This is a genomic window from Sphingomonas sp. JUb134 (assembly GCF_004341505.2).
In the GTDB taxonomy this organism is placed as follows: domain Bacteria; phylum Pseudomonadota; class Alphaproteobacteria; order Sphingomonadales; family Sphingomonadaceae; genus Sphingomonas.
Genome location: NZ_SLYP02000001.1, coordinates 2,232,750 through 2,247,199, shown reverse-complemented (window position 1 = coordinate 2,247,199; position 14,450 = coordinate 2,232,750). Strand labels below are relative to the sequence as shown.

Annotated in this window: 13 protein-coding genes and 1 pseudogene; 4 read left to right on the top strand and 10 right to left on the bottom strand. The window is 66.7% G+C overall.

All coding sequences use genetic code 11. From position 1 onward, the window contains the following. The first annotated feature begins 54 nt into the window (after positions 1-54). From EDF69_RS10330 to hflX, 4 genes and pseudogenes are all read left to right on the top strand, one after another. Complete coding sequence (locus EDF69_RS10330) at positions 55-2,286, top strand: ATP-binding protein (RefSeq protein WP_239555425.1); 2,232 nt, start codon at positions 55-57, stop codon at positions 2,284-2,286. Continuing rightward, positions 2,283-3,665, top strand: coding sequence for a nitrogen assimilation response regulator NtrX (gene ntrX, locus EDF69_RS10325; protein ID WP_132883866.1), 1,383 nt, complete (start codon positions 2,283-2,285; stop codon positions 3,663-3,665). The genes EDF69_RS10330 and ntrX overlap by 4 nt, the downstream gene beginning before the upstream one ends. A 37-nt stretch (positions 3,666-3,702) precedes the next feature. After that, positions 3,703-4,254, top strand: a pseudogene (hfq, locus tag EDF69_RS10320) (RNA chaperone Hfq); the annotation flags it as partial. Continuing rightward, positions 4,251-5,537, top strand: a complete 1,287-nt coding sequence (gene hflX / locus EDF69_RS10315; RefSeq protein WP_132883867.1) for a GTPase HflX — start codon at positions 4,251-4,253, stop codon at positions 5,535-5,537. The pseudogene hfq and the gene hflX, both read left to right, overlap by 4 nt. Before the next feature lie 17 nt (positions 5,538-5,554). Here the strand turns inward: hflX and mazG are convergent, their stop codons facing one another. From mazG to EDF69_RS10265, 10 genes are read right to left on the bottom strand one after another with little or no spacing between them, the layout of a single operon-like run. Next, positions 5,555-6,301: a nucleoside triphosphate pyrophosphohydrolase gene (gene mazG, locus EDF69_RS10310; RefSeq protein ID WP_132883868.1), complete on the bottom strand. Its 747-nt coding sequence runs from the start codon at positions 6,299-6,301 to the stop codon at positions 5,555-5,557. Positions 6,302-6,352: 51 nt separating this feature from the next. Further along, positions 6,353-6,601 (bottom strand): hypothetical protein, encoded by a 249-nt coding sequence (locus tag EDF69_RS10305; RefSeq protein WP_132883869.1) that lies wholly within the window; start codon positions 6,599-6,601, stop codon positions 6,353-6,355. Next, positions 6,598-7,362: an MBL fold metallo-hydrolase gene (locus EDF69_RS10300; protein WP_132883870.1), complete on the bottom strand. Its 765-nt coding sequence runs from the start codon at positions 7,360-7,362 to the stop codon at positions 6,598-6,600. Before EDF69_RS10300 ends, EDF69_RS10305 begins: the two co-directional genes overlap by 4 nt. Then, entirely contained in the window at positions 7,359-8,138 is a 780-nt protein-coding gene (locus EDF69_RS10295; protein ID WP_132883871.1) for a TatD family hydrolase, read from the bottom strand. Before EDF69_RS10295 ends, EDF69_RS10300 begins: the two co-directional genes overlap by 4 nt. Then, positions 8,135-9,691: a methionine--tRNA ligase gene (metG, locus tag EDF69_RS10290; RefSeq protein ID WP_132883872.1), complete on the bottom strand. Its 1,557-nt coding sequence runs from the start codon at positions 9,689-9,691 to the stop codon at positions 8,135-8,137. The genes EDF69_RS10295 and metG overlap by 4 nt, the downstream gene beginning before the upstream one ends. A gap of 9 nt (positions 9,692-9,700) precedes the next feature. Next, positions 9,701-10,711, bottom strand: coding sequence for an AAA family ATPase (locus EDF69_RS10285; RefSeq protein ID WP_132883873.1), 1,011 nt, complete (start codon positions 10,709-10,711; stop codon positions 9,701-9,703). Further along, positions 10,708-11,331: a dTMP kinase gene (tmk, locus tag EDF69_RS10280; protein ID WP_132883874.1), complete on the bottom strand. Its 624-nt coding sequence runs from the start codon at positions 11,329-11,331 to the stop codon at positions 10,708-10,710. The genes EDF69_RS10285 and tmk overlap by 4 nt, the downstream gene beginning before the upstream one ends. Beyond that, on the bottom strand, positions 11,328-12,497 hold the full coding sequence (locus EDF69_RS10275) for a D-alanyl-D-alanine carboxypeptidase family protein (RefSeq protein ID WP_132883875.1): 1,170 nt from the start codon (positions 12,495-12,497) through the stop codon (positions 11,328-11,330). Before EDF69_RS10275 ends, tmk begins: the two co-directional genes overlap by 4 nt. A 21-nt stretch (positions 12,498-12,518) precedes the next feature. Then, a complete protein-coding gene (locus EDF69_RS10270) occupies positions 12,519-13,394 on the bottom strand; it encodes an SPOR domain-containing protein (RefSeq protein WP_132883876.1) in 876 nt (291 codons plus the stop codon). After that, a complete protein-coding gene (locus tag EDF69_RS10265; RefSeq protein WP_125959659.1) occupies positions 13,378-14,400 on the bottom strand; it encodes a lytic murein transglycosylase in 1,023 nt (340 codons plus the stop codon). Before EDF69_RS10265 ends, EDF69_RS10270 begins: the two co-directional genes overlap by 17 nt. Between the last annotated feature and the right edge of the window lie 50 nt (positions 14,401-14,450).

Genomic DNA, 14,450 nt, shown 5'->3' with positions numbered 1-14,450 from the left:
TTTTCTCGGCAACAGTAACGTTGTACGCCATGACGGATGGTCAATGGCGCGAGGATGGAGAACAGGCGGAGCTTCACGCTCCCGACCCGCTTCGTTCCAGCCATAGAGTTCGGCGTTCTGGCAATCGCCATCGCGGTGGGGGTCGGCAGCTACTTCGTCCTGTCCGGAGGAGAGCGGCAGCATCTGCTCACCCCTCCGGTGATGGCGCTGCTCCTCGTCTCCAACCTGCTGCCTTGCATGGCGCTGCTGGTGTTGCTGGGGCGCCGCGCGGCCAAGAAGCGCGCAGCGTCGATCGGCGGAGGCGGCGCGCTGCACGTGCGCCTCGTCGCGATGTTCTCGCTGCTGGCGAGCGTCCCCATGCTGCTGGTCACCATCTTCGCATCGCTGCTGTTCCAGACGGGCGTGGAGTTCTGGTTCTCCGACCAGGCGCGCAGCATGCTGGTCGATGCCCGCGCGCTGACGCAGGAAAGCTACCGGCAGATCCTCAGCTACGTCCGCAACGAAGTCGTGACCATGGCGGGCGACCTCGGCCCGGTCCTCCGGGAGTATCCGACGGACCAGTTGGAGGTGCAGCAGTTCTTTGCACAGCAGGCCTACTACCGGAACCTGTCGGAAGCGGTCATCTTCTCCATCTCTCCCAAGGGAGAACTTCAGACACAGCTCTTCTACAACCCCACGGATCGCGATCTCTCGACGGAGTTCGACATGGGCCGGGTCCGCGCGCTGTCGAATAGCGACGCCATAACGGACATCAAGAACGGGCGATCGCGGTCGGTCACTCGGATTCCCGGCGTCGACAACCTGTACCTGTACGGCGGGCGCGAGTGGGACATGACCAAATACCTGGCCTTGTCCGGCCGCGCGGAGACGATGCTGAAGAGTTACCAGGCATTTCTCGGCAGATCCGGCTCGATCCAGTTGCGGTTCAACATCTCGCTGTTCGTCATCTCCCTGATGATCGTGGGGCTCGCGGTCTGGGTGGCGCTGGTCGTGGCGGATCGCCTCGTGCGCCCCGTGGGGGAACTGGTGCAAGCCGCAGACCGGGTTGCCGGGGGCGACCTGACCGCGCGCGTCGCCATTCCACGGCGGATGGACGAGATCGGCACCCTCGCAACCGCCTTCAACCTGATGACCCAGCGGCTGAACGAGCAGACCAGCGCCCTGGTGAAGGCGAACGAACAGATCGACAGCCGACGCGCCCTTATCGAGGCGGTGATGTCCGGCGTCAGCGCCGGCGTCATCTCGGTCGGGCCCGATCGCGCCATCCGTGTGATCAACGCCTCTGCTGCCAATCTGCTGGGCATTGATGCGGCAGCGGCAGTCGGAAAACCGCTTGCTGCCGTGGCTGCCGAACTCGACGCGACGCTCGCAGGGGATGCTCGAGAGGCGATCGTCCAGCTGCAGGCGCGGGGAGAGGCGAAGACGCTGGCCGTCAAGATCACGCGGGACGACGGCAGCTTCATCCTGACCTTCGACGACATCACCCAGCAGTTGCTGGACCAGCGTCGCGCCGCCTGGTCGGACGTGGCGCGCCGCATCGCGCATGAGATCAAGAACCCGCTCACTCCGATCCAGCTCGCCGCCGAGCGGCTCAAGCGGCGGTATGGCCGGCAGATCGAGAATGACGACGGTACCTTCGCAAAGCTGACCGATACGATCGTGCGGCAGGTGGGCGACCTGCGCCGGATGGTCGACGAGTTCTCGTCTTTTGCCCGCATGCCCAAGCCCGTCTTCCACGAAGAGTCGATGCTCGACATCGCGCGCCAGGCCGTGTTCCTGCACGAAGTTGCCCATCCCGACATCACCTTCACCCTGGTCGCGGAGGATGGACTCCCGCCCGTCGTCTGCGATCGCCGCCAGTTCGGCCAGGCGCTCACCAACATCGTCAAAAATGCCGTCGAAGCGGTTGAGGGGCGGCCGGAAAACGCGCCCAAGGGGGAGATCTGCGTCAGCCTCCAGGAAATCGGCGCTGGTCAGTTGCAGCTGACGGTCAGCGACAACGGGATCGGCCTTCCGGTGGAGCGGGATCGGATCGTCGAGCCGTACATGACCACGCGTGCACGGGGCACGGGCCTTGGCCTGGCCATCGTCAAGAAGATCGTCGAGGAGCATTTTGGCAACATCAGCTTCGGCGATCGACTCGGGGGCGGCACCGTCGTCACCATCACACTCGACCTGAACGTCCTTGCAGCACTGGAGGGAGAGGGGGCAGCTTCCGCTTATACCGGCCCCGAAGAGTCTCAGCGCCAGGCAATGCTTACCCGTAACGGAACACTCCGCTCATGAAGCTCGATATCCTTGTCGTCGATGACGAAACCGACATCCGCGATCTCGTCTCCGGTGTGCTGGAAGACGAGGGCTACGAAACGCGGGGCGCTGCCGACAGCGATGCAGCGCTGGAGGCGATCGCCGCAAGGCGCCCGTCACTGGTGCTGCTCGACGTCTGGCTGCAGGGTTCGCGGCTGGACGGGCTCGAACTGCTCGACGTCATCAAAGAGCGGGATCCCACGCTTCCCGTGCTGGTGATCTCCGGCCACGGCAACATCGACACTGCGGTGGCGGCGATCCGTCGCGGTGCGGTCGACTTCATCGAGAAGCCGTTCGAGGCAGAGCGCCTGCTGTTCCTGGTAGAACGTGCGACCGAAACCGAGCGGCTGCGCCGCGAGGTCGCCTCGCTGCGCGCTTCGGCAGGTCGTGAGGACGACCTCACCGGTAGTTCGGCGGCGATCAATACCGTTCGCGCAACGCTCAAGCGCGTGGCCTCCACCGGCAGCCGCGTGCTCATCACCGGCGGCCCCGGCATCGGCAAGGAAGTCGCGGCCCGCCTGCTTCATGGCTGGAGCCAGCGCACCGCTGCGCCCTTTGTGATCGTAAGCGCCGCGCGGATGACGCCCGAGCGCGTGGAAGAAGAGTTGTTCGGGGTGGAGGAGGGCGGTGAGCTCGTCCGCCCGGGTCTGCTCGAGCAGGCGCATGGCGGCACCTTGTTCCTGGACGAGATCGCCGACATGCCGATTGCGACCCAGGCGCGCATCCTGCGGGTGCTGACCGATCAGAGCTTCACACGCGTCGGGGGCCAGCGCGTCGTCAAGGTGGACGTGCGGGTCGTCTCCGCTACCGCGCGGAACCTGCAGGACGAGATTGCGGAGGGCCGTTTCCGCGAAGATCTCTACTACCGCCTCAACGTCGTTCCGGTGGTGATCCCGGCGCTAACCGAGCGCCGCGAGGACATACCGGCACTGGTGGAGCATTTCGTCGCGCATTACGCCTCCGAGCGGCGGGTGCCGACGCCGGAGGTCGCTCCCGATGCGATGGTGGCGCTGCAATCCTATGAGTGGCCGGGCAACGTCCGCCAGCTGCGCAATGTCGTCGAGCGCACCGTGATCCTCGCGCCGGGCAACCGCATTGGCCGGATCGACGTGGACCTGCTTCCTCCGGAAGTGCTCGGCACGCCGGGCGAGGGGAGCGGCGGGCTGGGCGCCAACGCCATCATGGGAGCGCCCCTCCGCGAGGCGCGGGAGTCGTTCGAGCGGGAATACCTGCGCGTGCAGATCCGGCGCTTCTCAGGGAACATCTCGCGCACTGCGAGCTTCATCGGCATGGAGCGTTCGGCGCTTCATCGGAAACTGAAGTTGCTCGGCATCACCGAAACCCGGGGCGACGAGTAGCATGGTGGACGCGGCCGCTTCCGCGTCCTAAGTCAGCCCCGCACCGTCGCGGGGACGGGGCAATGCGGGGGAACCCGCCAAAAACAAAGGGCAGGACATGGCCGAGAAGCAGAGCTCGCTCCAGGATCTCTTCCTCAACGCGCTTCGGCGCTCCAAGACACCAGTAACGATGTTCCTCGTGAAGGGCGTGAAGCTGCAGGGCATCGTCACGTGGTTCGATAATTTTTCGGTGCTGCTGCGGCGCGACGGACAGTCGCAGCTGATCTACAAGCACGCCATCTCCACCATCATGCCCGCAGGGCAGGTCGATCTTGACCCGATCGTGGCTGCCGCTGCGGAGCAAAGCTCGCGCAACGCGCTGCTTCAGGAGATCTTTCTGAACGCGGTTCGGAAGAACCACGAGAGCGTCACCATGTTCCTGGTCAACGGCGTGATGCTGCAGGGGCAGATCGCCGCTTTCGACCTCTTCTGCATGCTGCTGCAGCGCGACGGTGTTTCGCAGCTGGTCTACAAGCATGCCGTGTCGACGATCCAGCCGGCGCATCCGCTGAACTTGGCCGAGGAACAGGCCGGATCGGACGCAGATTGAGCGGCGGGTTCGAACGCGACGTCGAGGAGTTTTCGCGCGGCGCGCGTGCGCTGATCGTGCTCCCGGACATGGGTGGATCGGCGCGCGATGCCGACGCTCGTCTCGCGGAGACGGCGGGGCTCGCGCTGGCGATCGGGGTCGAAGTGCAGGAGCGCGTGGCGCTGCGCGTACGACAACCGCGCGCCGCGACGCTGATCGGCAGCGGACAGGTCGACGCGCTTGCCGAGACGGTCCGCGACCAGGACCTGCAGCTTGCGGTATTTGATGCCGCCCTCACGCCGATCCAGCAGCGGAACCTGGAGAAGGGCCTTGGCTGCAAGGTCATCGATCGCACCGGCCTGATCCTGGAGATCTTCGGCGAACGTGCGCGCACCGCCGAGGGGCGCCTGCAGGTGGAGCTTGCGCACCTGGATTATCAGGCCGGCCGCCTGGTCCGCAGCTGGACCCACCTCGAACGGCAGCGGGGCGGCTTCGGCTTCCTGGGCGGCCCCGGTGAGACGCAGATCGAGGCCGACCGCCGCCTGATCCGCGACCGCATGGCGCGGCTGCGGCGCGAACTCGAGAGCGTGTCGCGCACCCGCGGGCTGCACCGGGATCGCCGGCAGCGGGCGCCTTGGCCTGTCGTCGCGCTGGTCGGCTATACGAACGCCGGCAAGTCTACGCTGTTCAACCGGCTGACCGGGGCGGAGGTGATGGCAGAGAACCTGCTGTTCGCGACGCTCGATCCAACGCTTCGGCAAATCTCGCTGCCGGGCGTGGACAAGGTGATCCTGTCGGACACGGTGGGCTTTGTCTCGGAGCTTCCGACCCAACTCGTTGCGGCGTTCAAGGCGACCTTGGAAGAGGTCGTTTCGGCCGACTTGCTCGTCCACGTCCGCGACATCGCGCATCCGGACACCCAGGCTCAGGCGGATGATGTCGAGGCGGTGCTCTCCGAGATCGGCGTGGACGAATCCACGCCCAGGATCGAAGCCTGGAACAAGCTGGACCTTCTGGAGCCCGACGACCGAACCGAGCTTGAAGGCGAGGCGTCGCGTCGCGACGATGTCGTCGCAATCTCAGCACTGACCGGGGAGGGGGTGGACACGCTCCTTCGCACCATCGCCGATCGCCTGACCCAAGGACATCGGCGCTATCGCATCGCCCTGGCCCCGGAAGACGGCGCCAGCGCGGCGTGGCTGCACGCCCATGGCGAGGTCATCGACCATTGGATGGAGGGTTCAAGCGCCTTGTACGATGTCCGCATGGCTCCGGCGGACTATGAGCGGTTCCTCACACGCTGAGTGAGGACCCGTCTCACTTACGAGCGCTCAGCGGTCTTGGCCGCGGCCCAGAGCGCTTCCTTTTCGTCCAAGGTCAGTTCGGGAAACAACGGTCCCGCATGTGCCTCCATCGCAGCGAAGCGGCGCTCGAACTTGGCATTGGCGCTCCGTAGCGCTGCCTCAGGATCAACGCCGAGGTGCCGAGCCCAGTTCACGACCGCGAAGAGCAGGTCGCCGACTTCCTCTTCCAATTCCGTCGGCGAAGCACCTTCAATTTCAAGCAGTTCCTCGTCGATCTTTACACGGGGACCGCTCGCATCCGGCCAGTCGAAGCCCACGCGTGCGGCCCGCTTCTGGAGCTTTTCGGCGCGGCTGAGCGCCGGCAGGCCGAGCGCGACGCCGCCCAACGCGCCGCCACTTTCGTTCGTCGTCTTTGCGCCGCGCTCCGCCGCCTTGATCGCTTCCCAGCCGGGGCTCGCCGTGGCGTCGCCGAAGATATGCGGATGACGGCGCTCCATCTTGTCGCTGATCGCCGCAACCACGTCCGGCAAGGCGAACTGGCCGGCTTCCTCGGCAATGCGGCTGTGGAACACCACCTGCAGCAGCAGATCGCCGAGTTCTTCCTTTAGGTCCGGGATGTCGCCGCGGGCGATTGCGTCGGCAACTTCATAGGCTTCTTCGATCGTGTACGGCGAAATCGTGGCGAAGGTCTGAGCGCGATCCCATTCGCAGCCATGCTCAGGATCCCGAAGGCGCGCCATGATCCCGACCAACCGCTCGATCATCAAAATGACCCCACTTCCAAAGAATACATCAGACCGGTAATCTGCATTATGTTAACGCGCGGTCGGATATAGAACGAGTGCCGTGCTACCCGAGCCTGTGCTGCCCTCGTTCTCCTCAGCCGTACCACTGAGATAGTGCACGCTTACCATAGCCAGAACGATCACTGCGCCGATGAGCAGCCACGCCAGCAACGAGCGCAGGATCGTACCTCTGCTCGGACGGCGGGCGATCAGCGCGGATCCAGCAAGCACGAGCGCTCCGATGCCCCAGAGCAGCTCGGCGCTGCTCTCCAGGCTCACGCGGCCAGTTCCAAGCCGTCGAAGCCGGGCTCGACGTGCGCAGGCAGCCGGGATCGAAGCGCTCGGTAATCCAGGCTGTGGTCCATGTGGATCAACACCGCTCGCGGATCGCCGCACGCCTTTATCAGCGCCAGCGCCTCGTCCACCGTCGGGTGCGTCGGATGCGGTGCATCGCGGAGCGCATCGACGACCATCAGGTCGCACCCTCGGTAAAGCGCAAGCATCGCGTCTGTCACTTCATTGAAGTCCGTCGCGTAAACGACGGAACGACCACCGCTTTCGAAGCGAAGGCCCGCGGACCGGATCGCTCCATGCGGCTGATCGGTCACGGAAATGTCGATGTCGCCGATCCGCAGCCGGTCGGGGAGCTCCTGCGCGTCGACGGTTGCCCGGTAGCCATTGCGGCCGAAGAAGACGTAGCCGAAGCGCTCCTGCAGCACTGCCAGTGTCTCAGGACGGGCATAGCCGCGTACCGGCTGTCCGCGCAGATGGAATAGCTGCCGCAGGTCGTCGATGCCGTGGCAGTGATCGGCATGGTCGTGGGTCCAGAGCACCGCATCCACGTCTGCCACCTCGGCATCGAGCAGCTGCTGCCGCATGTCGGGACCGGTATCGATCAGGATGCGTGTAGTGTCCGTCTCAACCAGTGCCGACACCCGCGTACGCCGGTTGCGAGGATCGGTCGGATCGCATGCTCCCCAGTCGCCGCCGAGCCGCGGCACGCCCGACGAAGTGCCGGAGCCCAGGATGCGGATCTTCACGCGATCGTTTTCGCAAACAGCGCGTGGAAGTTCGCGCGGGTGGCATCCGCCAGCTCTTCGACATCCTCCCCGCGCAGGTCCGCAAGGAAGCGGCAGGTGTCCGCGACATAGGCGGGCTCGCCCGGACGTCCGCGATGCGGCACCGGCGCGAGGAAAGGCGCATCGGTCTCCACCAGCAGGCGCTCGCGCGGCAGCCATCGTGCCGTCTCCTGGAGTTCGCGCGCGTTCTTGAACGTCACGATGCCGGAAATGGAGATGTAGAAGCCGATATCGAGCGCCTGGCGCGCGAACTCGGCAGTGCCGGTGAAGCAATGGATCACGCCGAGGAAGCTCCCCTTCCCCAGCTCTTCCTTCAGGATGGCGGCGGTATCCGCTTCGGCATCCCGTGTGTGCACTACCACCGGGAGGCCGGTTTGCCGGCAGGCGGCAAGATGGCTGCGGAAGCTCGCTTGCTGCCGGGCGCGATCGGAATGCTCGTAGTAGTAATCCAGTCCGGTCTCCCCGATGCCTACGACGCGAGGATGGGCGGCACGGGCAACAAGCCGCTCAGTATCTACCTCCGGGTAGCTGTCCGCTTCGTTCGGGTGGATGCCGATGGTCGCCCAGACGTCCGGCTCACGCTCTGCGGTGCCGATCACCGCGTCCCACTCGTTCTCACGCGTCGAAATGTTGAGCATCGCCACCACGCCGGCGCTCCGAGCACGTGCCAGCACCTCCGGCTGCTGCTCGAACACACCCTTGTAGTTCAGGTGGCAGTGGCTGTCGGCGAGCTTCATGCGGATACCGCAGCCTCTTCCAGCGCGAGCCGCGGGAAGATCGGTGCGGGCGGAGCAATGCGGAAGTCCACGTCCGCCGCACGGATGTACCAGTCGGAGTCAGCGAGCGCGCCATGATCGCGCGCATCTTGGCCCAACTGGTCGAGCACACGACCGGCCGAGGTGGGGATCACCGGCCATACCAGGATTGCAAGATTGCGGATGGCCCGCACCAGCGTTCCAAGCACGGCATGCATCCGCTCCGGGTCGGTCTTGCGCAGCGACCAAGGCGCTTGTGCGTCGATATACTGGTTGCAGGCGAACACCCCCCGCATCCAGCTTTCCAGTGCCTGGCCCAGGGAAAGGGCGGCGAACTCTTCGCGAAATGCGGCGCCTGCCTCCGCCACCTGCGCGAGCAAAGCGTCGTCGGCGGGGTCACTCCGACCGGGCAACGGCAGCACGCCGTCCAGGTTCTTGGCGATGAACGACAAGGTGCGCTGGGCGAGATTCCCGAAGCTGTTCGCGAGATCGGCGTTGGCACGCGTGACGATCGCCTCGTCCGAGAAGGTTCCGTCCTGGCCGAAGCTGATGTCGCGCAGCAGGAAGTATCGCAGGGCATCGACACCGTACAAGCCTGCAAGGGCCATCGGGTCGATGACGTTGCCGGTCGACTTGGACATTTTCTCCCCGCGGTTGAGGAGGAAGCCATGGCCGAATACCTGCCGCGGCAGTGCAAGCTTAGCGGACATCAGGAAGGCGGGCCAATAAACCGCATGGAAGCGGACGATGTCCTTTCCGATCAGGTGCAAATCGGCGGGCCAGAAGCGCGCCATGTCCCCACCATCCGGATAGCCGGCGCCCGTGAGGTAATTGGTCAGTGCGTCGACCCAGACGTACATGACGTGGCCGGGGCTCCCCGGCACCGGCACGCCCCAGTCGAAGCTGGTACGCGACACCGACAAGTCGGCGAGCCCTCCCTCGACGAAGCGCAGCACTTCGTTGCGCCGGCTCTCGGGCTGGATGAACTCCGGATGCGCCGCATAGAAATCGAGCAGCGGCTGCTGGTACTTGGAAAGCCGGAAGAACCAGGTCTCCTCGGCGGTCCACTCGACAGGGGTCCCCTGCGGCGAAAGGCGAACGCCCCCTTCCCCGTCGGTCAGTTCCTTCTCTTCGTAGAACGCCTCGTCGCGAACGGAATACCAGCCCTCGTAGCGCGACAGATACAGGTCGCCGGCATCGGCCATTGCCTGCCAGATCGCCTGGCTGGCCGCATAGTGCGCAGGCTCCACGGTACGGATGAAGCGATCATAGGAGATGTCAAGCCTGTCCGCCATCTCATGGAAATAGCTCGACATTTCGTCGGCAAGCGCGCGCACTTCCATGCCCCGCTTGCGTGCGGTCTGCATCATCTTGAGGCCGTGCTCGTCGGTCCCGGTCTGGAAGCGGACGTCGCGGCCCGCCTGGCGGTGAAAACGCGCGATCGCGTCGGCGGCGATCATCTCATAGGCGTGGCCGATGTGCGGCTTGCCGTTGGGATAATGGATCGCGGTGGTGATGTAATAGGGCTCGGCCATGCCGTGTCCCTAGTGCATCGCTCCGCGCGATTGAAGCCCGTCCTGCTCTGCGAGACGCGCAAGAATGCCGCCCATCTCGAACACCGTCGCCTGCGCGTCCAGCGAGAGGCCCGGTGCTGCCGCCGCGAGGGCGCGTGCCGCCTCATAGGCGCCCAGCGCCGTGTGCAAGGCGACGCCACTGCGCTCACGCGCTCTGGCAGCGATGAAGCTCGGTGCGCGCTCCAGGAACGCTTCATACCGGTGCTGCGCGGCCTTGCCGCCGAGTGCCTTGGCGAGCTTGCCGCGCAGCGCGTTGCTTGGATCGCCGTCGCGGGCGATCGCCGCCATAGCGCGCTCTAGGGCCGCGACGTCGAGGCCAGCGAAGGCGAGCGCGCGACCGGGCGATCCTTCGCCCCCGCGGACCAGCGCATCGCATTCGACATCGCTCACGTCTGGCATCGCTTCCCGGACGACGGTCCCCACCTCCGCATCCGAAAGCCGCTCGAAGCGCAGCATCCGGCAGCGCGAGCGGATCGTCGGGAGCAGACGGCCGGGCGCATGGCTGATCAGCAGGAAGATCGTGCCGGCGGGCGGCTCCTCGAGGTTCTTCAGAAGCGCGTTGGCAGCTGCGGTCTCCAAGTCGTCGATCGCGTCGATCAGCACCACGCGCCGTTCGGACAGCGACGGCTTGGTCGCGAACATCGGCTGGAGTGCACGCACCTGCGCGATCGGGATACTGCGGGCGAGGTTCTCGTCGGGCTTCGCCGGGTCCTTTGGCTGGCGAGCCATTTCACGATAGTCCGGGTGAGACCCCGCCGCGATCAGCGCCGCGGTTCGGTCCTCCTCGGGAAGCGCGCCTCCGCGAACCGGCACCCGTGGATCGACCGCGTGCGCAAGCAGGCGGCTCGCCGCCACGCGGGCGAAGCTCGCCTTCCCCACGCCCTCCGGCCCCGCCAGGAGCCAGGCGTGGTGCAGCCCACCCCGCTCTGCCGCCGTGAAGAAGGCGTCGTGCGCGGCCCGATTCCCGACGAGTTTAATCATGGCAGGAGGTCAGCGAGCGCATCCATCAGGCGGGCCGTCACGGCTTCGGGCGTTCCCGCCGCATCGACACGGCGGACCCGCGCGGCTTCGCCGTCGGCGATCCGCTCGAAGGTCGCCGCGACTTGGGCGTGGAACTCGGGTCCCCTGGCACCGAACCGATCCGCGACGCCACGATCGCGGACGAGCGCACGCTCCTCCCCCGCCCCTTCGGGAAGGGACAGCAGCAGGGTCCGATCCGGGAGCAGCCCCTTCGAGCCAAAGGCATGCAGCGCGAGAATCGCCGCGTCGTCGATCCCCTGCCCGCCCTGATACGCGCGGGTGCTGTCGATATATCGATCGCACAACACCCATTGCCCCGCCTCGAGCGCGGGACGGATGCGCTTCTCGACGTGATCCGCCCGCGCCGCTGCGAACAAGAGCGCCTCGGCATGCGGGCTCCAGCGCGTCACCTCGCCCTGCATCAGCAGGCCGCGGATCGCTTCCGCGCCTTCGCTGCCGCCCGGCTCGCGCGTAACCACGACGTGCAGGCCCCGCGCTTCCAGCGCGGCAGCCAGGCGGGCGGTCTGGGTCGACTTGCCGACGCCCTCGCCGCCCTCCAACGAGATGAACAGGCCGCTCAAGCGCCGAACAGCGCCATCAGGCCCGCCCAGGCGCGACCGAAGAAGCCGGCCTCGTCCACGTCCTTCTCGGCCACCAGCGGCAGGCGCTGCGGCTCCATGCCGGGCGAGGAGATGACGAGATCGGCGATATGCTGGCCGGCCTTGATCGGCGCCTTGATCGGGCCCTGATATACGACCGTGCCCGTGAGCTCGGTGGCGGCGCCCGCCGGAACCGTGACGGTCAGGTCGCGCGGAGCGACGAGGCCGACGGTGCTGCTGTCACCCAGCTGGACATCGGCGGTTTCGACCAGCTTGCCCTTCTTCGCGATGGGCCGGGCACGCCACGCACGGAAGCCCCACTCCATGAATCGGACCGATTCGGAAATGCGCTGGTTGAAGCTCGTCAGCCCCGCCAGCACCATCACCAGGCGCCGGCCGTTCTGTTCGGCCGAACCGGTGAAACCATAGCCGGCTTCCTCGGTGTGGCCGGTCTTCAGGCCGTCGGCGCCGGCGACGCGCCCGAGCAGCGGGTCACGGTTTGCCTGGGTGATGTCGCTGCCCGCACCCAGCGTCTTGCCCCAGGTGAAGCTCTCCAGCGAATAGAAGCGCTTGTAGAGATCGGGGAATTTCTGGATCGTCGCGGAAGCAAGCGTCGCCAGGTCTCGCGCGCTGACATAGGTGCGGCCTTCATCCGGCCAGCCGTTGGACGTGCCGAAGTGGCTGTTGGTCAGCCCAAGCTCCTTGGCGCGCTGGTTCATCAGGCTCGTGAACGCCTCTTCGGTGCCCGCGACACCTTCGGCCAGGACGACGCATGCGTCGTTGCCGGACAGGGTGATAATCCCCTTCAGCAAATCGTCGACGCTCACCTGCTCGTTGACGGACAGGAACATGGTCGAGCCGGCGGCCGGACCGTGCCAGCGCTGCCAGGTTTCGGGGCGCACCTGGAACTTCTGGTCGAGCTTCAGCTCGCCCTTCTTGATGAGGTCGAACGCCACATAGGCGGTCATCATCTTGGCCATGGATGCCGGCGGCATGCGGCGGTCCGCATCCTTGGCATACAGGATGGCGCCCGAGGACAGGTCCTGGAGATAGGCGACGGGCGCCGGAGTCTCGAACGGGGGCGCAGCGGCTACCGACGGCGTGACGGCGACGGCGGAAAGCAGGACGGCGGTAAGCAGCTTCTTCATCGTAGGGTCCAGGGCCTTAGGTCAGTCGTTGCGAATAACTTTTGCGTCACCATAGCCGCGCGCTGCGGCTTGCGCACGCCCGCGTTCGGCAGCGGCGGTCGTGGGATACGGCCCCATGCGTACGCGGACCAGCGCCCCCGTACGTCGCGTGAAGCCGCCCAGCTCCCGCGCCAGCGCCTCGGCGCGGGCCGCGTTCGACAGCGCAGCCACCTGAACGGCCCAGGCGCCGGTCGCGGGCACGCTGGAGGCGGGTGTAGGTGGCGGAGCAACCGGCGCCGCGGGCAGCGGCGAAACCTGGCTCGGCGGCAGTTCGACGGTCTCGATCGGCTTGGGCCCAGGAGGCGATGGCGGTTGTGGCGATGCCGGCGCCTGAGCCACCGCGCCGATCGCCGGCGTGGATCCCGCGGCCGGCACCGGCGGAAGACGCTTGCGCAACGCCGCCAGCAGCACCTGTGGCGCATCCATCCGCGTCAGGCTCCCTCCTTCGGCTGCGGCACGCTCGTGGGCCGGCGGCACCACCTCCCTCACCCGCACGGCCACCGGCGCCGATCCGACGCCGAGCGCTTGTGCAGCAACCGGCGAGAGGGCCAGAACATAGCCTGGAGCCACGGGGGCGTTCCGGCCCACCTGCATCACCGTCGTGCGGCCGCCGTCGAGCAGCGTGAGCTCGACAAAGCTGCCCGCAGCGAGCGTCGGATGGACGACGAACACGGCGCCGTCGGCGTCCGGCGCGGCCGCCGTATTCGCCCAGCCGACGGCATCGTAGCGAGCCTCGGACGTCGGTGGCGCGGCAGGGAGCGTAGGGACGCTTGGGGGCTGCTGCGGCGCGGGCGGCAGCCCGCTCGCCGCACACCCCGTCAGCAGCAGCACTCCCAACGCGCTAGCGTGCGACTTCATCGGCCAGCAGCCCCACCGACAGCGCGTAGAAGTTCGAGCAGTTGTAATCCAGGATCACCCGGTAGTTCCCGGTCAGGAGATAGGCGGTGTTCCCCGGCCCGTCCGGCTCGAGAAGCGTCGCCTGAATGGTGTCGTCCGGCCAGCGGCCGGATTGCGGGACGACGCCCAGGCGCCGCCACTCGGCCATGCTCCGCCAGCGCGTGTGCCGCTCATGCACGCGGGGGCACCGCGGCGACCGCGTCGGCGAGGTGAGCGAACCGCGGTTCAGGTTGGCGGGGACGTTCACCGCGACACCCCAGGGCTGTCCGGGACGCCAGCCGGCATTGACGAAGTAGTTGCCGATCGAGGCCAAGGCATCGGCTGCGCTGGTCCAGATGTTCGCCCGGCCGTCGCCGTCGCCGTCGCGTGCGAGGCGAAGGTAGATCGACGGCAGGAACTGCGGATAGCCGGTCGCGCCTGCCCAGCTGCCCTTCAGGCTGTCGCGCGGAACCCCGCGGTCGACCATCTTCATGGTCGCGATCAATTCCGGCTCGAACAGCGCGCGACGACGCCCCTCATAGGCGAGGGTCGCGAGCGAGCGCGGCAGGTCGAAGTTGCCGGTGTAGCCGCCGTAGTTGGTCTCATGGCCCCAGATCGCGACCATGATCGATTCGGGTACGCCGGTCTCCTGCTCGATCCGCATCAGCTTCGGGCGCTGTGCGCGATACGCCTCGCGCCCGCGGTTGATGCGGGCGGCGTCGACATGACGGGCCTTGTACGGAGCAAAGGCGGGAACGCTGTTGCTGGTCCCGCCGGGTTGACCGCGGTCCAGTTCCACCACCCGCGGATTGTAGGTGAGCCCGTTCAGCACGGCGCTGATCGCGCGCTCGCTCACACCCTGGGACCGTGCCTTTGCTGCCACTCCCTGGAGATAGGCCTGGAACCCCGCCTCGTCCTGGGCTGCCGCCGAACCGCTGATCGACATCATCGCCGCAAGGGCGAGCAGCCCCTTGCCCCATCTACGCATACTCGGCTCCCGCACGTGAAGCGGCTCTGTGCCACAGCGGAGAGCCCGCG